This window comes from Geobacter anodireducens, assembly GCA_001628815.1.
In the GTDB taxonomy this organism is placed as follows: Bacteria; Desulfobacterota; Desulfuromonadia; order Geobacterales; family Geobacteraceae; genus Geobacter; species Geobacter anodireducens.
Map to the genome: position 1 here is coordinate 3,349,860 of CP014963.1, position 25,700 is coordinate 3,375,559.

Here is a 25,700-nt window from a genome sequence, read left to right on the forward strand (position 1 = left end):
ACTGCATGACATCAAGGATCCGTTGCGCCAGGGAGGGTTGATAGATGGAGTTCGCAACACTGGAAGACATTATCCGCTTCGCCGTTCAACGGGAAGAAACCGCCTACCGCCTGTACAAGACGGCGGCAGAGAAGGCCACAAGCATAGCGGCACGCAAGATGTTCGAAGAGATGGCCCATGAGGAGGCGGGTCACAAGCACGCCTTTGAGAACCTGAACATCGAAGGTGCCGAGCGCTACACCTTTGCAGAACGGCCTGACATGAAGCTGGCCGAGTACATGGTCGACCTTCCGTTCAGGGAGGACATGGACTACCCGGAGATTCTCCGCTATGCCATGAAGACCGAGGAATCGGCCTACAAACTCTACATGGCCGCGTCCGAAATGACCGACGACCCGAAACTCAAGCGGATGCTCATGGTGCTCGCCGATGTGGAAAAGGGCCACAAGCTGAAGGTCGAAGCCCTGTACGACGAGAAAGTACTCACCGAGATGTAGCAGGAACCGGCGGCCTGGATGCAGAGACGCCTCCACGCCCCTCCGGCCCTCCCCCTTTGGTGAGGGCCGTTCATGTTTCAAGAGCACGGAATCATCACTCCCAACCGACACAGAAGGAGGTTACGCCAGTGAAAGCTGTTGAAATAAGACAAGGTGTGTTCTGGGTGGGCGCCGTTGACTGGGCGGTGCGCGACTTCCACGGTTATGAAACCCCGCGCGGCACCACCTACAACAACTTCCTCATCATGGACGAGGAAATCACCCTCATCGATACGGTGAAGTACGATTTCGCCGACCTGACCATCAAGAACATCGCCGGAATTGTCGATCCGGCACGGATCAAGAACATCATCATCAACCACATCGAAAACGACCACGCGTCCAGCCTTGACCGGATCATGGCCCTGGCTCCCCAGGCGACAATCTACATATCCGAAAAGGGTCGTAAAGGCCTTGAGCGGTTCTTCGACCTTTCAAACTGGAGCGTCAAAACGGTCAAGACCGGCGACACCCTCTCCATCGGCTCCCGCACCCTGGAGTTCCTGGAAACCCCCATGCTCCACTGGCCCGACTCCATGGTGACCTATTCGCGCCAGGACCGTATCCTGTTCACCCAGGATGCGTTCGGCCAGCACGTGGCCTCGGCCAGCCGGTTCGACGACGAATTCGAGAAGAGCGATTCGGCCGCTGAACTCGAAGACGCCGTCGTCGACTACTACGCCAACATCCTGATGCCTTTCGGCCAGATGATCAAAACCAAGATAGCGGAAATCCAGGCAAAGGGATTCGACATCGACATCATCGCACCGGACCACGGCCTCATCTGGCGTGCCAACCCGGGCAAGGTCCTCAATATGTACCTGGACATGGCCAATGGAAAAGCGAACGAATCGGTCGCCATCATCTACGACACCATGTGGCAGAGCACCGAGAAGATGGCGGTCCCCATTGCCGAGGGAATCAGGGCCGAAGGGCTCGACTGCCGCGTCGTAAAGCTGCGGGCCACCCCCATGAGCGTCGCCATCAAGGAGTTCTGGAAATCGCGCGGCGCCCTCATCGGCTCGCCGACCCTGAACAACATCCTCTACCCCTCCGTGGCCGAATTCCTGACCCACCTGCGGGGACTGCGGCCCAAGAACCGGCTCGTGGGCGCCTTCGGCAGCTACGGTTGGGGCGGAGGCGCGGTGCGGGACGCCTATGAAGAATTCAAGAAAATGGGACTGCAGGCCGTCGAGCCGGGATACCAGATACCCTATCGTCCTTCCCGGGCCGACGAGGAGGGCGCCTTCGAATTCGGTCGCACCTTTGCCCGGCAGGTCATCGAGTACCACAAGGGATTCTGACCCCCGTGGCCCCGTAAATTCGCACCGGAACGGGCGCGGCCCCGCGTGCCCCGCCTGTTCCGGCTTTCTTGCGCTTTGCTGCACGAACCTGTATCATCGAACCCCATGGACCTGAAGTACGGCGACACTTCATTCCCCCTGGCAATCCCCCCCGAGCGTCTCATGGGCGTCATCCGCCCGTCGGCGCCCGACCCGGACGGCGACCCGGCAGCCATCATCTCCGAAGCCCTGGACCGCTGCGCCGACACCATCGCCACCTTCAGGCCGGGCGAACGTGTCGTCATCGTCACCTCGGACATCACCCGCTACACCGGGAGCGAGATCTACCTCCCGCTCCTGGTGGAGCGTCTTGCGGCCGCAGGTATCCGGGAGCGCGACATGGAAATCGTCGTGGCCCTCGGCATCCACCGCAAGCAGATGAAACACGAACATCGGCGGATCGCGGGCCCCCTCTACGGCCGGATTCGCATCACGGACCACGAGTGTGACGACCCCGGCAAGCTCGTCATGGTCGGCCGCACATCCACCGGCATCGACGTGGTGGTGAACCGCACGGTGGCGGAGGCCGACCGGGTGATCCTCACCGGAGCCATCGGCTTCCACTACTTTGCCGGCTTCGGCGGAGGACGCAAGAGCATCCTGCCAGGCGTGGCAGGCCGTGCCAGTTGCATGGCGAGCCATTTCGCCGTTCTGAATCCCGGCGAAGGCACCGGCAGAAACCCTCTGGCCACCACCGGCAACCTGGAAGGCAACCCGGTCCACCGGGCCATGGTCGAGGCCTGTGCCATGGTGGCCCCCGAATTCATCCTGAACACGGTCCTGTCCCCCGCCAAGCGAATCATCGCCGCCTTTGCCGGCCACTGGCGCGAGGCACACGAAGAGGGGTGCCGTTTCTATGCCGAACGGTTCTCCTTTCCCCTGGAGAAGCAGGCTGACCTGGTGGTCGTTTCCTGCGGCGGCTACCCCAAGGACATCAACGTCATCCAGTCCCACAAGTCCATGGAGTACGGCTGTCAGGCCCTCCGCAGGGGAGGCGTCATGATCCTGCTGGCCCAGTGCCGGGACGGCTACGGCAATGCAACGTTCTTCGACTGGTTCCGGTTCCGGGACTGGATGCCTTTGAAGCGCGGCTGCGAAGCCACTACGAAATCAACGGCCAGACCGCTTACTCGCTGCTGCAAAAGGCCCGAACCTTCAGCATCATCCTGGTTTCTGACCTTCCCCCGGAGGAGGTGCGGGCCATGGGAATGACCCCCGCCAGGACCCTCGACGAGGCCATGGCAACGGCGACGGGCCTGCTCCCGGCCGACTATGCCGCCTACGTCATCCCCGAGGGGGGGACGGTGCTGCCGATAACGATGTAGGGGCAAACCTCGTGTTTGCCCGATCTTGGGCGATCACAAGGATCGCCCCTACAAAGGACATTGCAACAATGATTGATTCCCGCATCATTCAAGAATTGAAACTAATCGTCGGCACCGACAACGTGGCGACCGACCGCCAGGATCTGCTCTGCTACGGCTATGACGCCACCCAGATGGAATTTCTCCCCGACGCCGTGGTCCACCCGGGCTCGCCGGAGGAGATCGCCGCCATCCTGAAGCTGGCCAATGCGGAGCGCTTTCCGGTCTTTCCCCGGGGCGCCGGCAGCGGCTTCACCGGCGGCGCGCTCCCCAAGGGGGGCGGCATCGTCCTGGTCGTTACCCGGCTGAACCGCATCCTCCGCATCGACACCGAGAACCTGGTCGCCGAGGTGGAGCCGGGTGTCGTCACGGAGCAGTTCCAACAGGAGGTGGAAAAGCTGGGGCTCTTCTACCCCCCCGATCCGGCCTCCCTCAAGTTTTCCACCTTGGGCGGCAACGTGGCCGAGAACGCCGGCGGCCCCCGCTGCGTCAAGTACGGCGTCACCCGCGACTTCGTCATGGGTCTGGAAGTGGTGCTTCCCACCGGCGAGATCATCCGCACCGGCGGCGAAACCTACAAGGGAGTGGTCGGATACGACCTGACCCGCCTCCTGTGCGGCAGCGAGGGAACCCTCGGGATCATCACCAAGATCATCTTCAAGCTGTTGCCGCTGCCCGAGGCCAAGAAGACCATGCTGACCATCTTCGATTCCATCGACGGCGCGGCAAAGGCGGTCTCCACGATAATCGGCAACAAGATCATTCCCACGACCCTCGAGTTCATGGACCACGCCACCCTTCAGTGCGTGGAGAAGCGCTTCAATCTGGGGATTCCGGCAGAGGGGCGGGCGGTGCTCCTGATCGAGGTGGACGGAGACCGGGACCTGATCGAAAAGCAGGCGGCACGCATCCAGGACCTGATCAGGCCCCTGGGCCTCGTGGAATGCAAGATCGCCCGGGACGCGGCCGAATCCGAGGCCCTCTGGAAGGTGCGGCGCCTGGTGTCGCCATCGTTGCGGGACGTGAATCCGGACAAGTTCAACGAGGACATCGTGGTCCCGCGCTCGAAAGTACCGGACGTCATCCGCGCCATCGACAGGATCCGGCAGAAGTACGACATTCCCATCGTCAACTTCGGCCATGCGGGCGACGGCAACATCCACGTCAACGTCATGGTCGACAAATCCGTGGCCGGGCAGGAGGAAAAGGCCCATCAAGCCATCGGTGAAATCTTCCAGGCCGCCCTGGACCTGAACGGTACCATGTCCGGCGAACACGGTGTTGGCCTGGCCAAGCAGCCTTACATCCACCTGGAGCTGAAGCCGGCCCAGGTGGCGGCCATGCAGGCCGTCAAGAAGGCTTTGGACCCGAACGACATCCTCAATCCTGGGAAGATGTTCCCGAGAGAAGATTGAAGGATAAATTCTTCTTTTCAACACAGAGCAACAGAGAAACCTTTTTCCCGAACATAGCTCAGTTGCTCGGCTGCTCTGTGTTTCATAAGGGCTTTTTATGATTCAGAAGGACTCAAACGTGTCTGCCTTGCAGCGAGTCGAAAACGAATTGAAGAAATGCGTCAAGTGCGGCGCCTGCCGCGCCCATTGCCCGGCCTTTGCAGCCTGGCAGCGTGAGCCGGCCGTGGCCCGCGGCAAGGTGGCCGTTGCCCAGCACATCCTCAAGGGGGACGTGGGGCTGGACGACCAGACCTACGCGATCATGTCCAAGTGCCTGCTCTGCGGCAGTTGCGTGGAAAAGTGCCCCAATGACGTGCCCACCGACGAGATCGTCGTCACCGCCCGGGAAGTCCTGGCCCGGCGCCGCGGGCTCACCACCTTCCACAAGGCCGTGGGGCAGGTCATTAAGAACCGCCGGCTGATGTCCTTCGGAGCCCTTGCCGCCGCAATCCTGGGGCCGCTCTTTTTCCGCAAGGTCCCCCAGACCTCGGGGCTGCGGCTCCGTTTCCCCCTTCCCTTTGTGGGAAACCGTCGCCACATTCCCCAGATCGCCCGCAAGCCCTTCATGGACCGCCATCCGGAGGTCATTCAGGGCGAGCCGGGCAAACCCCGCGTTGTCTTCTACGTGGGCTGCATGACCAACTTCGTCTACACCGAAGTGGGCGAGGCAGCCCTGGCCCTGTTCCGCCACCTGGGATGCACCGTCATCATCCCCAAGGGACAGGGATGCTGTGGTCTTCCGGGCATGTCCGGCGGCGACCTGGACACTGTCCGCGGCCTTGCCGAACAGAACCTGGCGGCCCTCGAGAAGTATGAGGCCGACTATGTCATGACTGCCTGCGCCACCTGCGGCGGGGCGCTCCACAAATTCTACCCCGCCCTCATCGGCAAGCGGCACCCGGAGCTGGCAACGCGGATCAGGGCCATTGCCGACAAAACGGTCGACGCGGCCCAACTCCTCCAGCAGCTCGGGCTGCATCCGGAGGAAACGGGGGTGGGCGAGCGCCTGAAGATCACCTACCACGACCCCTGCCACCTGCGGACCAGGAACATCACCCGCCAGCCCCGCGAACTACTGAAAGGCTCTCCCGGGGTCGAACTCGCGGAGATGGAGGGTGCCGACAAATGTTGCGGACTTGGCGGCACCTTCAATGTCTATCACTATGACGCGTCCCTGAAGATCAATGAGGGAAAGAGCGCGGCCATCGAAAAGACCGGTGCCGACGCGGTCGTCACCGGTTGTCCCGGCTGCATGATGCAGCTCTCCGACGGGCTCAAGCAGCGGGGTAACCGCACCCGTGTCATGCATACCCTTGAAGTGCTCGCCCGGGCGCTCGGAAAGTAATCGATTCAGGGGAGCGGGGGTGCACGCCCCGCTCCCCTATCCACATGCTCCCGAAAAAATCGTTCTAGTTCTCCCAATGCCCCGTTGAGACGCTCTCCCTCCCCCCCGTGCCATCGCTCACCCGCCATAAACTCTTAAGCCAAGATAAAAATTCTTTTATTGACATTACACGGTTGATTGAGGTATTACACAATCGAATAAAAACCAGTTCTATTTCTTAAAACACAACGGCGTAAAATAAAAACAAGGAACCGGTGCGCCGACACCGCTTCCGTCTGCCGACGACGTTGTGGGTGTTCCGGAGAGGTGGATGACCGAGTATAATATCGGGGCAAAAATCAAAAAGCTCCGTCTCGCCAAAAAGCTGACGCTCCAGGCGGTGGCGCGCGAAACCGGTTTTTCCCCGGCCCTCATCTCCCAAATCGAGAACAACAACGTTTCTCCGCCCATTGCCACCCTTTCGAAGATCGCCAAGTTCTTCGATGTGAAGATCAGCCTTTTCTTCTCAGAGGATGAGGAGGAGCACCGCTACGAAGTGGTGCGCCGGGGTGAACGCAAGGTCATCCCGCGCGTTATCTCCCGGGCCGGAACCAGCCAGGGCTACTCCTACGAATCACTCTCCTTCCGCAAGCAAAACAAAAAAATGGAGCCGTTTCTGCTGACGGTCACTGAAAAGGCCGCAGAAGAAAACACCTACAGCCATGACGGCGAGGAGTTTCTGTTCGTCATGAAGGGAACGGCTGAGCTTTTGCTTGAGGATGAGCGCGTCGTCCTGGAAGAGGGTGACTGCGTCTACTTTGATTCCTCCCTGAAACATCGCCTCCTTTCCAAGGACGGCAGTGAAGTACAGGTCCTCGCCGTAGTCACCCGTTGAACGGGTACCATCCGAACAGGTTCATGGGGCCGGTCCGCTACACGTGCCCCTTTTTTTATACAACTCACCGTATACGGCAGATGCATTTACGGGTCACGGCCCGCACGGGACGGGTACCCCGGGCTACTTATGTTGGAATCCATTACGCAGAGGAGGATGTGTGAATGAAGTGTGAAGCACGGCAGTCGCATGCAGCTAAATCCACGTACCGGAAGGATTGCGGAGATGTCCATGAAAGCAACTAAACCGTCATTGAACAACCCCTTTGACCCGCCCGAGAAAGTGGAGTTCACCATCCCGGGGGAGATTTCACGCACGACCGGTCCCTATGAAGAAGCCATGAAGGAAGGGTACGACCTGATCCAGCGCCCTATCAAATCGGTCAGCATCGATCAGATCGAAAAGCAGCACTTCAAAAAGCGGATGACCGTATGGGAGCGGATCAAGGTGCTCACCGACAAGGAGCCCAACGTCCTCTACCAGAACTGGGGCAAAAACCTGGACGGCGCCTCGCTGGTAACCGCCATCCTCAACATCGGCGGCCGTGATGTGGCGGTATACGGCCACGACTTTACCGTACGCGCCGGTTCCATCGACGCCACCAACGGCAGCAAACTGGCCCGTCTCTTCAACATGGCCGGCGAAAAGGGGATTCCCCTCATCGGCATGAACGACTCCGCAGGCGCCTTCGTCCCGGCCGGAGTCGGCGGTCTCGACGGCTACGCCGAGGCGTTCACGGCGCTGCGCAAGATCAGCGGCGTAGTCCCCTCCATCATGTGCATGTTCGGCTTTAATGCCGGCGGCGGCTCCTACCTGCCGCGGCAGGGGAGCTTCGTCATCCAGCCCGCCGACACCTTCTTCGGCCTCACCGGGCCCGGCGTCGTCAAATCGGTTCTCGGCGAGGACATCACTCCCGATGAGCTCGGCGGTCCCAAGGTCCACGGCAGATCGGGCGTGGCCGACCTGACCGTCTCCGACGAGGTGGCTGCCCTCCGGACAGCGGTCCGGCTCCTGTCCTACATTCCGGACAACAACAGCGTGGGCGCCCCGCTCCAGGAGACCAGCGATCCCCTGAACCGCAAGACCTGGGAGATCAACACCCTCCTGAAAAAGGCCTTCAACTCGCCGACCGGCTTCAACACGCCGTTCGACGTGTCCATCATCATCCAGCAGATCTGCGACCATGGCGACTACTTCGAACTGCAGCCCGAGCGGGCACGGGAGGCGGTAACCGCCTTCGGCCGCCTGGGGGGTCAGGTCGTGGGCTTCGTGGCCAACAACTCGGCCGTGGCCTCGGGTCAGATCGACTGCGACTCGGCGGTGAAGATCGCCCGGTTTGTCCGGTTCTGCAACATCTACAATATTCCCATCATTTTCATGGAGGACACCACCGGCTTCCTGCCGGGCCGCGAGCAGGAAAGCCGCGGCATCGTCCAGGCCGGCCGCTCCATGCTCGACGCCATCGTCGACGTCCGCACCCCGCGGATCCTGCTGATTCTCCGCAACGCCTTCGGCGGTGCCTACGCCTCCTACAACAACTACCCCACAGGCGCAGACCTGGTACTGGCCCTTCCCACAACCCGCCTCGCCGTCATGGGGCCGGCCGGCAAGGAATTCGTCTACAAGGACGAAATCCGCAAGATCCGCGGTGCCGTTGCCGACATGATCAAGAAGGGGGTTGAAGAGCGCACCAAGGCCGGCATGGAGGCCGGAGCCGCCAAAAAAGATGCGGAGAAAGAAGCGGCCGAGTGGCTGAAGGGCCAGGAAACCGCCCTGAACCAGCGATACGAAAAAGAACTGATGAATCCGAAGGAAGGTCTGGCCTTGGGCTCAATCTCCTCCATCGTGATGCCGACCGATCTGCGCCAGGTACTCGGCGAAAACATCGCCTTCCTGATGCGGCACTACAAGCCGTCGCCCATGTGCGGCCCGCAGCGCGAGTTCCACTAAGCCAATAATCACCTTCACCAACATAGAGCAACCGAGGATTACAGAGCCGACAAAAAAGTGCTGACACCCCATCGCTAACCTGTGAAATCTGTTTGATTTTCTCAGTTGCTCAGTTGCTCGGTGCTTCAAAAAGTTTTTTTATCTTAATCTGGAGATAGAAACCAATGACCGACCTGTACAATAACAACCCCCTCATTCACCGGGACCGCCGGCTGAGCACGTCCGTTTCCGAGTGGGTGCGCTCCTTTGCCTGTGAAGACCTGAAGCCGCTCATCGTCTGCCGCGGTCCCATCCGCAAGGAGGCCATGGATGTCTTTGAGGAGATGGGAATCTCCCACTACGGCATCCTCCTCTCCGAGAAGGACTCCATAGTCTACGCCAATGCCCTGGCCCCGGAACTGCGCCAGTTGACCGATTCCAACCGGGTCCACCGAGTGCCCGACTATACCGGCGCCACCAAGGAGGAGCGGGTCGAGCGGATCGGCCAGATCATCCAGATCGCCAAGGACAACGGCTACGACTCCATCTTCGCCGGTTACGGCTTCATGGCCGAAGACGAGGAGTTCGTGGCAGCCATCGAAAACGCCGGTCTCTCCTTCATGGGCCCCAACTCCTGCACCCAGGCGGACGCCGGCAAGAAGGACGAGGCCAAGCGGACCGCCCTGCAGGTAGGGGTCAGCGTTACCCCCGGCATCAACAACGTTACCGCCCGGACCCTGGTCGCGAAGCACCCGACCCGCGAGGCACTCCTGGCCCTGGCAAAGGCCAATGGCCTCGACGTGGATGTCAAGGTACTTGGAGACGCGAAGCTTTCCCTGGAAGAGCTTGCCGACGAGATCCTCTACGCCTCCTACGCCAAGGGGATCGACCTCTACTCCATTGAGGAACTCTCCGCCCAGGTGCAGGTGGAAGTGGAGAACATGTTCCGGGAGTACCCCGGCAGCCGGATCCGCCTCAAGGCCATCGGCGGTGGCGGCGGCAAGGGACAGCGGATTCTCGGCGCCTCCCTCCTCAACATCAAGAAGCCCACCGACGCCCGGATCAAGGAAGCGGCCGCCGAGGCCCCGGGCCTGGTCCGGGAGGTCCTGAACGAGGTCAAGGCCAACGGCGTGGGCGACAACAAAAACGTCCTGATCGAGCTCAACATCGAGCAGACCCGCCATAACGAAATCCAGCTCCTGGGCAATGGCGAGTGGTGCATCTCCATGGGGGGCCGCGACTGCTCCCTCCAGATGCACGAGCAGAAACTCCTGGAAATCTCCGTCACCCAGGAAGGGCTGGCAGCTGCCATCGACAAGGCCAAGAATGCCGGGCGCACCGCCGAGGTGAAGGCCCTGGAGAGCGATCTCAAGGTCCTCAAGCGGATGGAGGAGGATGCCGCCAAATTCGGTGTTGCCGTAGGGCTCGACTCCGCCTCAACCTTCGAGTGCATCGTGGACCGGGACCGCTACTACTTCATGGAGGTGAACACCCGCATCCAGGTGGAGCACCGGGTCTCGGAGCTCTGCTACTCCCTCAAGTTCACCAACCCCAAGGACAAGAACGACTTTTTCATCGTCGAATCCCTGGTTGAGGCCATGGCGCTTCTGGTGCGCCACAAGAAGCGGCTCCCCAAGCCGGAACGGATTCCCCGGTTCGCGCCGGCGCCGAGGCGCGCCTCAACGCCACCGACGCCTCCCTCTCCCCCCACGCCGGCGGCATGATTCGCTACTGGTCGGCCCCCATCGAAGGGGAAATCCGCGATGATCAGGGAATCTGCCTGGTCAACCCCGACACCGGCATGTTCATGCGCTACAAGGTTGCCGGAGCCTACGACTCCAACATCGCCCTCCTCCTCACCAAGGGGGAGGACCGCCTCGACAGCTACCTGAAACTCTCCGAGGTGCTGGGCAAGACCACCCTGCGGGGAACCGACCTGGCCACCAACCTGGAGTTCCACTACGGCCTGGTCAACTGGTTCCTCGGCCAGAACGTCATGGCCAAGCCGACCACCCGCTTCGTGGTTCCCTACCTGACCCTGGTGGGCTTGTTGAAGGAAGAGGCCAACAAGCTCGATACCCTCTTTGCCTTCATCCAGATGAAAAAAGCCTATGCCAAGAAAATGGCCGAGCAGTTCCCCGATGACCCGAAGATCGCCAAGGAGATGTCCGCGATCCTCGATCGCAAGGGGACCCTCGTCACCCGTCCCATGGACCGGCTCCTGGCCGATCCCCACCTCCTCTCGGGGTGGCTCTCCGTCAACCGGAAGAACTTCGCCATGGAAAACGGAAGGTGGTCTGGCACGACAACCCCTTCGTGATCCTGGGGGACACCTACGAGTACCTCAACATGTCCTATGACCCGGCAGCACCGGCCGCCGACGTCATCTGGAGCCACGATAACGACCTGCTCCAGAGGGGGCTGCGTTTTTACACCACCCTGGCCGGGAAGTTCAACCTCGGGCTCCACGAGTTCGATGCCCTCTCGGCCCTCCTGGCCAACGAGAAGCCCCAGGGCGGGTTCTCTGCCGGGGAGTGGCTTGAAATCCAGTCGGCTCACATGGGCTTCGAGGCGGGCCTCGAACTTCTCGGCATGCTCTTCATCATCGCCGAGACCGTGAAGTTCTGGGACTTCAAGGTGGAGGAAGACCTGGAGGTCACCATCCCCGACTACCTGAACGATCCGGAGTTACAGGCCAGGATGAAGAAGGTGCTGGTCCCCCCTCCGGCCACCAAGCCGACGAGGTCGTTGCCATGTGCGGCGGCATGTACTACGGCCAGGAAGCCCCGGGCATGCCCCCCTTCGTAACCGAGGGGATGCATTTCGAGAAGGGGCAGCCCCTCTACATCATCGAAGTCATGAAGATGTTCAACACCGTCCGGGCCACCTTCTCGGGCACCATCGACAAGATCATCATGCAGGGGGCCGACGGCAGCATCGTCCAGAAGGGGCAGCCCCTCTTCAAAGTAACGCCTGACGAGAAATTCGTGGAAGTGAACCCGGAAGAACTGGAGCAGATCAAGCGCGAACGGACCGCAGCCTATCTCAAGGCTGTTCTCTAGGCGCGGGGCGGACTGATACGCAGAGGGCTCCGTGCCACATCCGGAAGCCCTCACCGTACCCGCCGACCCTGCCCGAAAAGGCGGGGTCGGCTTTTATGGGGCGCAGGACGTCAGCGGCACCCTGCGCCACAGAACCCGCAGACAGGGCGTAGCGCAGCACAGCCCCGACGAATACCACTTACCGCCATAGAGGAGGATACCGTGAAAAAAGGGAAACTGATCGTTATCGAGGGAATCAGCGGCTCCGGCCAGCAGGTCAAGGCAGGCATCGTGGCGCTCCACAGCACCCTCGTGGAGAACAAGTACGATGTCGTCGAATGCGCCAATCCCGATTCAGGCCGGGCAAAGGAACTGGGAATCGCCAACCTGCTCAACTGGCCCTTCGGCAGAACCCCCCGGGCCGACTTCTTGTTCGAGAGCGCGGTCCGGACCGAAGTATTCAAGAACGTCGTCGAGCCAGCCCTGGAGCAGGACAAGATAGTTCTCTGCAAGCAATCGAGCATTTCATCCCTGGCAAACGCCTGGGTCAGCGGCTACACCAAGCATTTCGACGTATTGCGCCATATTGACAAGATTTCCAGGGGATTTCTCTTCGAGGACGAGATCTATCCGGATCTGACCATCTTCATCGACGTACCGGCCCAGGAGGCCTTCGAGCGGGTCGAGGACGTCCTTCAGATCCACCACGAAGGGGGTATCGACTACTACAATCAGATGCGCGAGTTCTATCTCAAGGAGATTTCCCGGTGGCGCGGGGTCAGAATCGACGCCTCCGCCGACAGGCATCCTGAAATAATCAATGCCGAAATCTGGGACGTGGTCAAGAAAATCCTCTAGGCCACGCCCGTGCACCACACCGCAGCTCTGACGCCCCGGATGGGGCGTCTCTGCGTACGGTGCCATGACTCTGCAGAAAACTCAGAGACTCCCAACGCATCAGAAGGAGATATCCATGAGCATCAGCGAAAAGAAACAGGCTTGGCAGGATACTGTCGTAGCCAAGAATATTGCCAAGGCGCCCGAGCGGAAGGCCGAGTTCCGGACCACCTCCGGCATCGAGATGGAGCGCTGCTTCACCCCGGCGTTCGAAGACTACCCGGGTTACGGGGAAACCCTCGGCTTCCCGGGCCAGTACCCCTTTACCCGGGGCGTACAGCCCACCATGTACCGGGGGCGTTTCTGGACCATGCGGCAGTACGCCGGCTTCGGCACGGCGAAAGAGTCCAACGAGCGCTACAAATACCTCCTCCAGGCGGGTCAGACCGGTCTTTCCGTCGCCTTCGACCTTCCCACTCAGATGGGCTACGATTCCGATGCCGCCATGGCCGCCGGCGAGGTGGGCAAGGTGGGGGTCGCCATCGACTCCCTGGCCGACATGGAAGTGCTCTTCGACGGCATCCCCCTTGACCAGGTCTCCACCTCCATGACCATCAACTCAACGGCCGCCATCCTCCTTGCCATGTATATTGCCGTGGCCGAGAAACAGGGGGTGCCGGCCGACAAGATTTCCGGCACCATCCAGAACGACATCCTCAAGGAATACATGGCACGCGGCACCTACATCTACCCCCCTCGCGAGTCCATGCGGATCATCACCGACATCTTCGCCTACTGCAAAGACTGCGTTCCCAAATGGAACACCATCTCCATCTCCGGCTACCATATCCGCGAGGCCGGCTCCAGCGCGGTGCAGGAAGTGGCGTTCACCCTGGCCGACGGCATCGCCTACGTGGATGCCGCCATCAAGGCAGGCCTGTCGGTTGATGAATTCGCCCCCCGTCTTGCCTTCTTCTTCAACGCGCACAACAACCTGCTGGAGGAAGTGGCGAAATTCAGGGCCGCCCGTCGCATGTGGGCCACCATCATGAAGGAACGCTTCGGCGCCAAGGACCCCCGGTCCATGATGCTGCGTTTCCACACCCAGACCGCCGGCTGCACCCTCACCGCCCAGCAGCCCGACAACAACATCATGCGGGTCACCATCCAGGCGCTGGCAGCGGTGCTTGGCGGCACCCAGTCGCTCCACACCAACTCCCGCGACGAGGCATTGGCGCTGCCCACCGAGGATTCGGTCCGTATCGCGCTCCGCACCCAGCAGGTCATCGCCTATGAATCGGGCGCCGCCGACTCCATTGACCCGCTGGCCGGCAGTTTCCTCGTGGAATCCCTCACCGACCAGATCGAACGGGCCGCGTTCGACTACATCGAGAAGATCGACCGCCTCGGCGGAGCAGTGGAGGCCATCTCGCGCGGCTTCCAGCAGAAGGAGATCCAGGACTCGGCCTATGCCTACCAGCGTGCCATCGAAACCGATGACATGATCATCGTCGGGGTCAACCGGTTCACCATCCAGAACGAGCCCCAGCCCGAACTCCTCAGAATCAAGGAAGAGGTGGAGATCGCCCAGAGGAAAGCGCTCGCCGAGATGAAAACCAAGCGGGACAGCGCGAAGATCCAGGAGGCTCTCAAGGCCCTCGAAGCCGCTGCGCGGGGCACCGACAACCTGATGCCCCCCATCCTGCAGGCCGTCAAGACCTATGCTACCCTTGGCGAGATTGCGACGTACTGAGGGGTGTCTTCGGTGTGCACCGGGAGACGGTGGTTCTGTAGCTCCATCAAGGGACGGCTCAAACGAGCCGTCCCTTCAGTGAAAAGGACACGCAAATGCTCAGTAAAATCAACCACATCGGCATCGCCGTCAAATCCCTCGACGAAGCAGCCCCCTTTTACCGCGACCATCTCGGCATGGCCTTCACGGGAACCGAAGAAGTGGCAGAGCAGAAGGTCCGGGTTGCCTTCTTCCAGATCGGTGAAACCAAGATCGAACTCCTGGAGCCCACGGCCGAAGACAGCCCCATCGCCAAATTCCTGGAAAAGAACGGCAACGGAATTCATCATATCGCCTATGAGGTGGATGATATTGAAGCGGCCATCGCGAAACTGGTCGCGGACGGAACCCGGATGATCGACAGCGCGCCCCGCGCCGGCGCGCACGGGGCGCGCATCGCCTTTGTTCATCCGAAGAGCAGCGGCGGCGTTCTCACGGAACTGTGCCAGGCAGGGCACTGAGCGTCAACCTGTGGCGGGAGGGTCTGCCGATGCAGTCTGCCACTGAATTTTCTCTTGACTTTTGTCCTGCATTGACTATAGTGGCGTAAATTTTAAAACACCATTTTGTTTCGAGGTGATGGCAACGAAACACGGCTGCAACATGGGAACAGCAGAGAGCTGCGGATGCACGTCCATGAATTACGACTATTTTGGCATTGACAGACAAGCCCTTAATGGGCGATAGTTAATCGGCTTGAGGACCTTGATGCGAATGTATCCGGATAATCGTGCGATCCTGCATATATGTAACAAGAGAAAACCCTTTCCGCGCCTGATGCATCAGGTGGTGTAAAGGGTTTGTCTTTTGGAGGGGGTACCATCGGGATACGTATCCGATACTTGATCTGAAAGGTGGTGATCAACGGGGCTTCTTACGCATTCAAGGCAGGCTTCACCAGCAACCATGCTGTCTTATCACCAATGAAGGAGGCAATGATGAAAAAGAAGATTTTTGCAGTGGCTGCCGCCGGTGCCATGACCGCTGCGACGGCAGTTCCGGCCCTGGCGCTGGAGAACGAGTTCCACGGGATGTTCCGGGTGTTCGGGACCATTTCCAACTATGGTTCCACTAATGCTTCTGGCAGCACCATCGCTGGCGTCCTCACGCCGGACCTGTCCAGCGACGCCCCCACGCGGGGTTACATGGAGCAGCGGGCACGCCTCATGTACATCGCCAAGGCCAACGACGACCTGAAACTGGTCACTCACTTCGAGATCGACTCCCGCTGGGGCGACAACGCGTACAACAGCAACAATACCACCCGCAATAACGGTGGCGCGATCGGCGCCGACCAGACAAACCTGGAAACGAAGAACGTTTACCTGGACTTCAACATTCCGTCCACGCCCCTCAACTTCAAGGTCGGTATCCAGCCCTGGGTCGACTCCTACGGCGGCATACTCGTGAACGCCGACATGGCCGGCGCCTTGGCGACCGCAAAGTACGCCGGGTTCACCAATTCACTCGGCTGGTTCCGGTTCAACGAAGATGCAGGTTCCCTGCCCGGCAAGGCAACCCGCGACTTCATGATCCTCGACACCAAGTACAACCTCTCCAAGGACATCAGAATCGGTGGGTCCTACTACCTCCTCACTGACGACCGCGCTGCCAGCGACAACACCTATACCCACATGATCGGCGTCAACGCCGACATGAAGTTCGATCCGGTGACCGTCGGAGCGTTCGGTATGTACCAGTTCGGCGACACCCCCTCCACTGTCAACAGTGACCTGAGCGCCTTCCTCGTCGGCACTACCGCCAAGGCCAAGGTCGGCATCGGCACCGTAAAGCTTGCCGCCCTCTACGTGTCTGGTGAGCAAAACGCCAACACCGACAGCAGCGCCTTCCAGCCGATCAACTCCGAGAGCAGCTTCTACGCCGCCGACATGCAGATCATGCTCCGCAACAAGTGGAACGTCAACAATGATCGCTCGCTCGTCCAGAACATCTCCAACTTCTACGGCGCCTTTGTCGCTACGACGCCAACATCACCGACAAGCTCTTTGCCAACGTGAACGCAGGCTTCGGCTTCGCCGCACAGACCGCCGGAAAGGGCACTGCCGCTGAACCCGACAGCAGCTATCGCGGCACTGAACTCAACGCCGAAGTCGGCTACAAACTCTTCGACAACATGACCGTCATGGCCCAGGGCGCTTACTTCATCCTCGGCGACTTCTATCAGAAGACGAAGGGTGGCGTCGACAACAATCTGGATGACCCCTATCAGGCACGCCTGATGGTGAACTACGCGTTCTAAGCGATGTGCCGCATCGGGAACTGCTTGTTCCCGATGCAGCGCTTGCAAATTTTCAACTGCCTGCTTTACTGGGCAGTACCAGTTCCATTACTTGAATCGGAGGTTAATTCATGAAAAAGATGGCAATCATGGTTATGGCCGCCTTCATGATGTCGGCCACGGTGCCGGCTCTCGCGGCAGAAATGACCAAGGAAGAGAAGGACATGTGCCTCCTGGCGTCCAAGAACTGCGGCATGGAGGTCGATTCGCTCCAGAAGAAGATCAAGAAGCTTAACGCCGAAATCAAGAAGGGCAAGAAGGTCTACTCGGCCGATGAGATCAAGAAGCTCCAGCAAAAGCTGGATGAGGCCAACAGCCTGCTCGACCAGATCCTCACCGGCACTGGCGGCGGCAACTAAGCCCAGCGCGACATGGCAGTTCCCCGAGGGAGAGGAAACTCTCCCCTCTTTTCGTTCAACGCCTTGCATTGCCTGCATTTTCGCCACTATTGCTTTGACATGGCTGGTGCGGTTTGCAATAATCTGCCGGTCACGGCTTCAGCCTGCGCATCCAATTACAGAGCCTTCGGGGGCCACGATGAAAAAGCTTGCCATTTTTGCCTGTTCCTTGCTGCTGCTCATCCTTGCTGCCGGCATCGCATCCGCAGCCCAGATCAAGGTGTACGTCTCGGAGTTTGCCATAACCGGGGCCGCCAACAAGGATGAACTGAAGACGACCCTTCAGACGCTCCTCGCTTCTCGCCTGAGCGGTGACTCGCTGCTGTCGGTGGATTCTCCGGCCGGGGCCGATGTCCTGGTAAAAGGGAGCTACATCGCCTTCGGCAAAATCTTCAGCATCGATGCAGTGGCACGGGACGCGGGGGGCAGGGTCATCGCCCGCTCCTTCCAGCAGGGCGAGAGCAGGATGAGTTGATCCCCGCAGTGGGCAAGCTCGGGCAAGGACTGGCAACAGAGATCGCTGCCAAGGCGGCCGCCGCACCATCCACGCCGGCGCAGCCCCTGCGCAGCATGCCGGCACCTGTCGCGCAGGACATCGAAAAACCGGAGCAGGCGAGCGGCGGCGACATCGTGCGCACCCCATTGGCCAGCGATATCGTAAAGCCCCAGGATGTTACCAGAACAGCCAGTGGCGGTTGGCTGAGTCAACGGCTCACCGGCGAACTCATGGCCATCGCCCCCGGCAAGCTCATGGCCGATGGCTCCCAGGACTTCTACATTGCCGGCGACAAGTCCCTTCGGCTGTACCGCAAGAGCGACAGCCTCAAGCTCCTGGCCGAGGTAACCTTCGGGGCGCGGGAAAAAGTGCTCGGCATCGATTCGGCCGATCTGGACAAAGACGGTATGCCCGAGGCGTATGTAACCATCATGGACGGCGAATCCCTCGCCTCCCAGGTCTGGGTCGCCGACGGCAACAACCTCAAGCGGGTTGCGGCCAAGCTTCCCTACTATTTCCGCGGCATTGCCCTGGATGGCGGGGAGCGGAAAATCTACGTGCAGCAGATGAGCAGCGACCGGGATTTTTACGGCGACATCTTTGAGCTTGCCACGTCGGGCAAATCCTACGAGGCAAAAAACCCCTTCAAACTTCCCCGGTTCGGATATCTCTATAACTTCAACCGCTTCCGTGACAGCACCGGCGCCGGAAATTGGGTGGTGATCAATGACGATGGCTACCTCATCGTCTATTCCCCGGCCGGCGAAGAGCTATGGCGCAGCAGCGACAAATTCGGCGGCAGCGAAACGTATTTCCTTCGTGAGGACCTGGCCAACGTGCGCACCACAGGCGATCCCAACCGCTGGGTATTCCTGGAGCAGCGCATCACCGTGACCCCGACGGGCGACGTAATCGTCCCCAAGAACGACGGCATGTTCGTGGTCGGCAACAACCGGGCCTACAAGAAGAGTTCCGTCTACTGCTTCGCCTGGAACGGCTCGTCGCTGGACGAAAAGTGGCATACCAAGCAAAGCCAGAACTATTTGCCCGACTACTTCTACGATCACAGCCGGCGGGAGCTGGTCAATCTCGAGATCGTCAAGAAGGAAGGTCTCCTGACCGGCGGCGCCAGCATGGTGGCGGTGCGCAAGGTTGAATGACCGCGTCCGACTGGAATGCACGCTCAAGGGGCCCTGCGGCCCCTTTTCCGCCTGTGGGCGCGGGGATATAATCATTGACATACCCCCGCTCAACTGCTAGGATTTTCGGGTTTTTCGTCCACTTACCCCTCACGGGCCCCTACAGACAGGTCAACACACGTGACTCCGATACCCCCCATAGAAGCCCCCCTTCCCAAGGGGGTGACAGATTTTCTCCCTGAAAAGGCCGACAAGATCGGCTACATCGAGGGCAAAATCCGCAAAGTCTTCGAGCTCTGGGGGTTCCGGCGGATCATCACGCCGCTCCTGGAGTTCGAGGACGTGATTGCAGCCGGCCTCGGCGACGACCTGAAGGCGAAGACATTTCGCTTCGATGACCGCCAAAGCGGCAAACTGATTGCCGTTCCTTCCGACATTACGCCCCAGATCGCCCGCATCGTGGCAACCCGCCTGAGGGGTTATCCCCTGCCCCACCGTATTTGCTACAGCGGGAGGGTGCTGCGCCATGCGGAGCTCCAGTCGGGTCGGAGCCGCGAGATCTTCCAGTCGGGCGTAGAGCTCATCGGCCTCGACTCGCCCGAAGCGGATGCCGAAATGGTTGCCATGGCAGTGGAAGCCCTCAAGGGGCTCGGTTTCGAGGACTTCAAGATCGACCTGGGACACGTGGGATTCATTCGGGGAATCATGACGGCGTCGGGGCTCGAAGTGGCGGTGCGCTGCCGGCTTCAGGAGGCCATCGGCAAGAAGGACCTGTCCGCGGTCAAGTCGATCCTGGCGGAGTCGCCCCTCCCTGATGCGGCAAAGGATGAACTGGCCGCCCTTCCCCGCCTGTTCGGCGGCCGCGAGGTGCTGGACGAAGCCGGGCGCGTGGCGACCAACGACACCTCGCGCCGGGCCCTGGACAACATCTCGCAGGTTCTGGACTTACTCGATATTCATGGAGTTTCAGACCATTTAACCATTGATCTGGGCGAAGTTCGCGGGCTTGACTACCATACCGGCCTCACCTTCGAAGGCTTCGTGACCGGCATGGGCGAGGCCGTCTGCAGCGGCGGCCGCTACGACACGCTCACGGCGCGCTACGGTTTTCCGGCACCGGCCACGGGCTTCACCTTCAACGTACTGGCGCTTCTGTCGGCCCTTGAGAAGAGGCCCGACGTGGAAGCGAGCAAGACCCGGGACATCCTCATCTTCAATCAGCAGGACGACCGGCGCGAGGCGCTCGAAATCGCCCAGCAGTTGCGGCGCCGGGGATATACCACCGCCCGCGACATCATACGCAGAAATCTCGACGATTCGCTCGACTACGCGCGCCGCATGAACATCCTCCGCATGATGGTGGTCGGCGGTGACCAGTGCGGACCGGACGAGGTCTACCTCGTCCGCGTTGCAGACGGACAGGGACAACGGATAAAGAAGGCAGAGGTGTTCAGCGAACGGTTTTCGCTGGACGCCGGACCTGACAAGGAGTCTTAAATGGCTAACGTGGTTGTGGTTGGTGCCCAGTGGGGCGACGAAGGCAAGGGAAAGGTCGTTGACATCTATACCGAGCATGCGGACGACGTGGTCCGTTTCCAGGGGGGAAACAACGCCGGTCACACCCTGGTCGTAGGGGAGGAAAAGGTGGTTCTCCACCTGATCCCCTCGGGCATTCTCCACGAGGGTAAACGGTGCATCATCGGCAACGGCGTGGTTCTCGACCCCGAGGTCTTCATCCAGGAGATCACCCGCCTCAAGGACAAGGGCCGCCTCAAGGACGACAGGGCGCTCCTGGTCAGCGAATCGATCCACATCATCATGCCCTACCACAAGCGGATCGACATCGCCCGCGAAGCCAAGAGCGGCGAAAAGAAAATCGGCACCACCGGCCGGGGGATCGGCCCCACCTATGAGGACAAGATCGGCCGGCGCGGCATCCGGCTCATGGACCTCCTCGATCGCGACGTGTTTGCGCGCAAGCTAAAGGAAAACCTTGAGGAGAAGAACGTCATTCTCGAAAAACTCCTGGGCGACAAGCCTTCACCTTCGAGGAGATTTACGAGCAGTACTGCGGCTATGCCGACATCCTCAGAAACTACGTGGCCGACACGAGCCTCATCCTTTACAACGACAGCAAGGCCGGCAAGAAGCTCCTCTTCGAGGGAGCCCAGGGCACGCTCCTGGACGTGGACCACGGCACCTACCCCTTTGTTACCTCCTCATCCACCTGCGCGGGCGGTGCCTGCACCGGCACTGGCATGAGCCCCCGGGACATCCATGAGATCATCGGCATATCCAAGGCCTATGTCACGCGGGTCGGCAGCGGCCCGTTCCCCACGGAGCTTCTTGACGCCGATGGCGAGAAACTGCGCCAGGTCGGCCATGAATTCGGCGCAACCACCGGACGGCCGCGCCGCTGCGGCTGGTTCGACGCCATGGTGGTCCGCTACGCGGTACGGGTCAACGGCCTCACCGGCGTGGCACTGACAAAGCTCGACGTCCTGAACGATTTCGAGACCATCAAAGTCTGCACCGGCTACACCTTCGAAGGCAAGCCCCTGACCGACCTCCCCGCCAACCTCGCCGTGTTCGAAAAGTGCGAACCGGTCTACGAGGAACTGCCGGGCTGGATGAGCGACATCAGCGGGGCGCGCACCTTCGAGGAACTGCCCGAGAAGGCGAAAAGCTACGTGAAGCGACTCGAGCAACTGATTGGCTGCCCCATCGTCCTCGTCTCCATCGGGCCGCGACGGGACCAGACCATCATCATCAGCAACCCGTTTCTGGATAAAGCATAAAAAATGCTTGACCGGCAACAAGGAGTCTGATAAAAGTTGTCTTCTCTTTGCGAGCCGCTAGCTCAGATGGTAGAGCACCTGACTTTTAATCAGGTGGTCGTTGGTTCGATCCCAACGCGGCTCACCAACCACACACAAAGAACCCGGCCGAACATTCGACCGGGTTCTTTTCCCTTCGTCCCCTTCGTCTAGCCCGGCCCAGGACACCGCCCTTTCACGGCGGCGACGGGGGTTCAAATCCCCCAGGGGACGCCAACATGATGAAAGCCCTTCCACTCCGCGCGGAAGGGCTTTTTTCTTAACTGTAGTCCATGGCGATCCAGCGTCGGCAGCACTCCCAGCTCCACCTTGCACTCCCTTCTCCTGGCAGTTATGCCGTCCTCGTCCAAGGTGCGAAAGGATGACCCTTCATCCGTTGAAAAGCCTGTGGCTAGTGCAAGTTCCGACCTGTTTATCACCAGATGATCATCATACAGCTCCTGACGCCGCAAGGATTCTGAGCGGGCGATACGGTAGCTCGTTGCCCCGCGCGCATGACAGCAACTTACATTATGCCTTGACTCCACATATGGGCCCATGATATTAATCCGACACAACATCTGGTAACCTTATAACAATTGAATAGCCAATCACGGTGCCCGCACGGGCTTGATAGGGAAGAGGGGTGTAGCTCGGTGAACGAGCGATTCCCCCGCGGACCCGCCGCTGTAAGCGAGGACGAAGGGCGACATGCCACTGGCCGAATGGCCGGGAAGGCGCCCGGAGGATGATTCGCAAGCCAGAAGACCTGCCGTCGATTTCAACCACAGTACCTGCCGATTGTTATCGGCAGCAGCTCCCCGGGAACCGGGAGTGCGTGGACTATGGAACAGAAGGGCTTTGAACACGGAAAGTCCGCATGGTGCTTCGGCACGTGCGGACTTTTTTTGTCCCTTCTCGCCTCTTTCACTACTCACCGGACCCCTGGAGCAAGGGAGTCCCCACAATGCACCATACCTCAGTTTCCTCACTTCCCACCGCTGTCATCAAGCGTGACGGAACCCGCGCCTCCTTCGACGAATCCAGGATCCAAGCCGCCATTCTCAAGGCCGGACGAGCCAGTGGTGAACTCGACGGGGACGAGGCCGGGCTCCTCAGCCGACAGGTGATCAAAGTGCTGCGGCACCGTTTCCCCGAAACCCCGCCCCACGTTGAGCACATCCAGGACGTGGTGGAACAGGCCCTGATCTCGGCCAACCACTTCGCCACCATGCGGGCCTATGCGGTCTACCGGGAGCAGCGCACCAAGCTCCGTCAGGACAAGAAAACCGTGGTGGATGTCTCCGCATCGGTCAACGAATACCTGGACCAGTCCGACTGGCGGGTCAGCGCCAACGCCAACCAGGGGTATTCCCTTGGCGGATTGATCCTCAACGTTGCCGGCAAGGTGACGGCCAATTACTGGCTCAATCACGTCTATCCTCCGGAAATCGGCGAGGCCCATCGGGACGGGAGCATCCACATCCACGACCTGGATATGCTCTCCGGCTACTGCGCCGGTTGGTCCCTGCGCATGCTCCTCGCCGAAGGGTTCAACGGCGTACCGGGCAAGGTCGAGGCATCTCCTCCAAAACATATGTCCAGCGCCATCGGACAGATCGTCAACTTTCTCGGCACCCTGCAAAACGAATGGGCCGGCGCCCAGGCCTTCAGCTCCTTCGACACCTACATGGCTCCCTTCATCCGCAAGGACCGGCTCTCCTACGAAGAGGTCAGGCAGCACATCCAGGAACTGATCTTCAACCTGAACGTTCCGTCCCGCTGGGGAACCCAGACCCCCTTCACAAATCTCACCTTCGACTGGACCTGCCCGGAGGACCTGAAGGGTCAGGTGCCGATAATCGGCGGCGCGGAGATGCCCTTCACCTACGGCGAACTGCAGGCGGAAACGGACCTGATCAACCGGGCCTATATCGAAGTGATGACCAGCGGTGATGCAAAGGGCAGGGTCTTCACCTTCCCGATTCCAACCTACAACATTACCCCCGATTTCCCATGGGAAAGCGAGAATGCCGGGTTCTTGTTCGCCATGACCGCCCGTTACGGCCTGCCTTACTTCCAGAACTTCATCAACTCGGAGCTCACGCCCAGCATGGTCCGTTCCATGTGCTGCCGCCTTCAGCTTGACCTGCGGGAACTGCTGAAACGGGGCAATGGCCTCTTCGGCTCTGCCGAGCAGACCGGCTCCATCGGTGTAGCCACCATCAACTGTGCCCGGCTGGGGTACCAGCATCGGGGAGATGAAACGGGACTTTTCAGGCGGCTGGACCAGTTGCTTGAAATCAGTTGCACAAGCCTGGAGATCAAGCGCAAGGTAATCCAGCGCCACATGGATAATGGTCTGTTCCCCTACACCAAGCGCTACCTGGGTACCCTGCGCAATCACTTTTCCACCATCGGGGTCAACGGCATCAATGAGATGATCCGCAATTTCACCTCAGATTCCGAGGATATCGCCACGCCAGCGGGACACGCGCTGGCGGTGCGGTTGCTCGATCACCTGAGGCAGCGGATGGTCGAGTTCCAGGAAGAGACCGGCCATATGTACAACCTGGAGGCCACCCCTGCGGAAGGGACCACCTACCGCTTTGCCCGGGAGGACAAAAAGCGCTTTCCCGGCATTATCCAGGCCGGCACGTCTGATGCGCCTTACTACACCAACTCGTCCCAACTGCCGGCAGGATTCACCGATGACCCGTTCGAGGCGCTGAAGCGCCAGGAAGAGCTGCAGGGCAAGTATACCGGCGGCACAGTGCTGCACCTTTACCTGGCAGAGCGGGTTTCCAGTGCGGAAGCCTGCAAGACGCTGGTTCGGCGTTCGCTGGAGCGGTTCAGGCTGCCGTATCTCACTGTTACCCCAACCTTCTCCATCTGCCCCAGACACGGTTACCTCAGCGGCGAACACCAGTTTTGCCCCCTCTGCGATCAGGACCTGATCCGCAGACGAGCCAACCACCAAGGAGGTTCAGCATGAACAGCCACCAGCAACAGCATACGGACATTCCCCAGGAGCAGCGTCAACCGTGCGAGGTCTGGACCAGGGTGATGGGGTATCATCGCCCGGTCGCCTCCTTCAACACCGGCAAACAGGCTGAATATGCTGAACGCCGGTTTTTCAGGGAGACGGAGGTGACCAAGCCGTAGAGCCTATGATTTCTCGGCTGCGACAACAAAACCCGATAAAACTGCGGCCGTGCGTTCCAGGCGAAGGCTGGCGGCCACGGCGTGCATCGCCCGGGCTGCACCGATCCGATCAGACGTGAACAGGAGCACCCATGCTTGCCATTGGCGGCCTTACCCCCTTTACCACCATCGACTATCCCGGCAAACTGGCGGCGGTGCTCTTCTGCCAGGGCTGCCCCTGGCGTTGCGGCTACTGTCACAACCGCCACCTGTTAACGTGTGGCCAACCTGGAACGGTGCCGTGGGGAGATGTGCTCCGTTTCCTCGAACAGCGGCACGGCCTGCTGGATGCCGTGGTCTTCAGCGGCGGCGAGCCGACCATGCAGCACGGGCTGAGATCGGCTCTTGCCGAAGTACGGCACATGGGCTTTTCAACTGGGCTGCATACGGCCGGGCCTTTCCCCGAGCGTCTCCACTCCTGCCTGCCATATCTGGACTGGGTCGGCATGGATATCAAGGCATCCTTTGACGAGTATCACCTGATAACAGCCATGCCGGGAAGCGGCGACGCCGCCCGACAGAGCGCGGAACTGTTGTGCCGGAGCGGCGTACCACACCAATTCCGCACCACCCTCGATCCGTTCCTCCTGAACGGCGGCAGGATCGAAACGATGCGGCAGCGAGTGAGGGAGAAATGGGGAGAAGAATTGATCGTGCAGCCGTGCCAGGTTCATGCCCGGACCTGAGCTACTGAGCGGCATATCCGCCTGGAGCATCCGGACAGGGACGCAGAGCGTATCGGCTCCTCTTTTCAAGTTAGCCAATAGCCCCCTTGTTCGGCGGGCTCTTCTGTGATATAGACGGTGGCACGATTTCAATATTAGTAACACCAA

General features: G+C 60.3%; 12 protein-coding genes, 2 tRNA genes, 6 pseudogenes and 1 other annotated feature. All 20 genes and pseudogenes read left to right on the forward strand.

Going from position 1 to position 25,700, the window contains the following annotated elements; translation table 11 throughout:
• The first annotated feature begins 44 nt into the window (after window positions 1-44).
• Entirely contained in the window at window positions 45-497 is a 453-nt protein-coding gene (locus A2G06_15400; GenBank protein ID ANA41395.1) for a ferritin, read from the forward strand.
• Between the two features lie 128 nt (window positions 498-625).
• Window positions 626-1,840 (forward strand): MBL fold metallo-hydrolase, encoded by a 1,215-nt coding sequence (locus A2G06_15405; GenBank protein ANA41396.1) that lies wholly within the window; start codon window positions 626-628, stop codon window positions 1,838-1,840.
• A 105-nt stretch (window positions 1,841-1,945) separates the two neighbouring features.
• Window positions 1,946-3,204: pseudogene (locus A2G06_15410) on the forward strand (hypothetical protein).
• 68 nt (window positions 3,205-3,272) lie between these two features.
• On the forward strand, window positions 3,273-4,658 hold the full coding sequence (locus A2G06_15415) for a glycolate oxidase subunit GlcD (GenBank protein ANA41397.1): 1,386 nt from the start codon (window positions 3,273-3,275) through the stop codon (window positions 4,656-4,658).
• A 97-nt stretch (window positions 4,659-4,755) separates the two neighbouring features.
• Window positions 4,756-6,042: a lactate dehydrogenase gene (locus tag A2G06_15420; GenBank protein ANA41398.1), complete on the forward strand. Its 1,287-nt coding sequence runs from the start codon at window positions 4,756-4,758 to the stop codon at window positions 6,040-6,042.
• A gap of 310 nt (window positions 6,043-6,352) precedes the next feature.
• Window positions 6,353-6,916: a Cro/Cl family transcriptional regulator gene (locus A2G06_15425; protein ANA41399.1), complete on the forward strand. Its 564-nt coding sequence runs from the start codon at window positions 6,353-6,355 to the stop codon at window positions 6,914-6,916.
• Between the two features lie 225 nt (window positions 6,917-7,141).
• On the forward strand, window positions 7,142-8,866 hold the full coding sequence (locus A2G06_15430; protein ANA41400.1) for an acetyl-CoA carboxylase carboxyltransferase subunit: 1,725 nt from the start codon (window positions 7,142-7,144) through the stop codon (window positions 8,864-8,866).
• A gap of 164 nt (window positions 8,867-9,030) precedes the next feature.
• Window positions 9,031-11,907, forward strand: a pseudogene (locus tag A2G06_15435) (biotin carboxylase).
• 201 nt (window positions 11,908-12,108) lie between these two features.
• Window positions 12,109-12,744, forward strand: a complete 636-nt coding sequence (locus tag A2G06_15440; protein ANA41401.1) for a thymidylate kinase — start codon at window positions 12,109-12,111, stop codon at window positions 12,742-12,744.
• Between the two features lie 115 nt (window positions 12,745-12,859).
• Window positions 12,860-14,517 (forward strand): annotated as a pseudogene (locus A2G06_15445) (methylmalonyl-CoA mutase).
• Window positions 14,518-14,571: 54 nt separating this feature from the next.
• Window positions 14,572-14,976, forward strand: coding sequence for a methylmalonyl-CoA epimerase (locus A2G06_15450; GenBank protein ANA41402.1), 405 nt, complete (start codon window positions 14,572-14,574; stop codon window positions 14,974-14,976).
• A 477-nt stretch (window positions 14,977-15,453) separates the two neighbouring features.
• A pseudogene (locus tag A2G06_15455) lies at window positions 15,454-16,775 on the forward strand (hypothetical protein).
• A 110-nt stretch (window positions 16,776-16,885) separates the two neighbouring features.
• Window positions 16,886-17,173, forward strand: coding sequence for a hypothetical protein (locus tag A2G06_15460; GenBank protein ANA41403.1), 288 nt, complete (start codon window positions 16,886-16,888; stop codon window positions 17,171-17,173).
• A 178-nt stretch (window positions 17,174-17,351) separates the two neighbouring features.
• Window positions 17,352-18,868 (forward strand): annotated as a pseudogene (locus A2G06_15465) (hypothetical protein).
• A 159-nt stretch (window positions 18,869-19,027) separates the two neighbouring features.
• A complete protein-coding gene (locus A2G06_15470; GenBank protein ID ANA41404.1) occupies window positions 19,028-20,344 on the forward strand; it encodes an ATP phosphoribosyltransferase regulatory subunit in 1,317 nt (438 codons plus the stop codon).
• A pseudogene (locus A2G06_15475) lies at window positions 20,345-21,645 on the forward strand (adenylosuccinate synthase).
• A 51-nt stretch (window positions 21,646-21,696) separates the two neighbouring features.
• Window positions 21,697-21,772, forward strand: a tRNA-Lys gene (locus A2G06_15480).
• A gap of 50 nt (window positions 21,773-21,822) precedes the next feature.
• Window positions 21,823-21,900 (forward strand) — tRNA-Glu (locus A2G06_15485).
• Between the two features lie 360 nt (window positions 21,901-22,260).
• Window positions 22,261-22,455 (forward strand) — a binding site (cobalamin riboswitch).
• A 175-nt stretch (window positions 22,456-22,630) separates the two neighbouring features.
• Window positions 22,631-24,658 (forward strand): anaerobic ribonucleoside triphosphate reductase, encoded by a 2,028-nt coding sequence (locus tag A2G06_15490; protein ID ANA41405.1) that lies wholly within the window; start codon window positions 22,631-22,633, stop codon window positions 24,656-24,658.
• Between the two features lie 301 nt (window positions 24,659-24,959).
• A complete protein-coding gene (locus A2G06_15495) occupies window positions 24,960-25,553 on the forward strand; it encodes an anaerobic ribonucleoside-triphosphate reductase activating protein (GenBank protein ID ANA41406.1) in 594 nt (197 codons plus the stop codon).
• Window positions 25,554-25,700 lie beyond the last annotated feature (147 nt).

Excerpts from the sequence above, each read along its gene's own strand:
- A2G06_15400 (ANA41395.1), top strand. The coding sequence starts at position 45 with ATGGAGTTCGCAACACTGGAAGACATTATCCGCTTCGCCGTTCAACGG.
- A2G06_15415 (ANA41397.1), top strand. The coding sequence starts at position 3,273 with ATGATTGATTCCCGCATCATTCAAGAATTGAAACTAATCGTCGGCACC.
- A2G06_15420 (ANA41398.1), top strand. The coding sequence starts at position 4,756 with ATGATTCAGAAGGACTCAAACGTGTCTGCCTTGCAGCGAGTCGAAAAC.
- A2G06_15425 (ANA41399.1), top strand. The coding sequence starts at position 6,353 with ATGACCGAGTATAATATCGGGGCAAAAATCAAAAAGCTCCGTCTCGCC.
- A2G06_15430 (ANA41400.1), top strand. The coding sequence starts at position 7,142 with ATGTCCATGAAAGCAACTAAACCGTCATTGAACAACCCCTTTGACCCG.
- A2G06_15450 (ANA41402.1), top strand. The coding sequence starts at position 14,572 with ATGCTCAGTAAAATCAACCACATCGGCATCGCCGTCAAATCCCTCGAC.
- A2G06_15460 (ANA41403.1), top strand. The coding sequence starts at position 16,886 with ATGAAAAAGATGGCAATCATGGTTATGGCCGCCTTCATGATGTCGGCC.
- A2G06_15490 (ANA41405.1), top strand. The coding sequence starts at position 22,631 with ATGCACCATACCTCAGTTTCCTCACTTCCCACCGCTGTCATCAAGCGT.
- A2G06_15495 (ANA41406.1), top strand. The coding sequence starts at position 24,960 with ATGCTTGCCATTGGCGGCCTTACCCCCTTTACCACCATCGACTATCCC.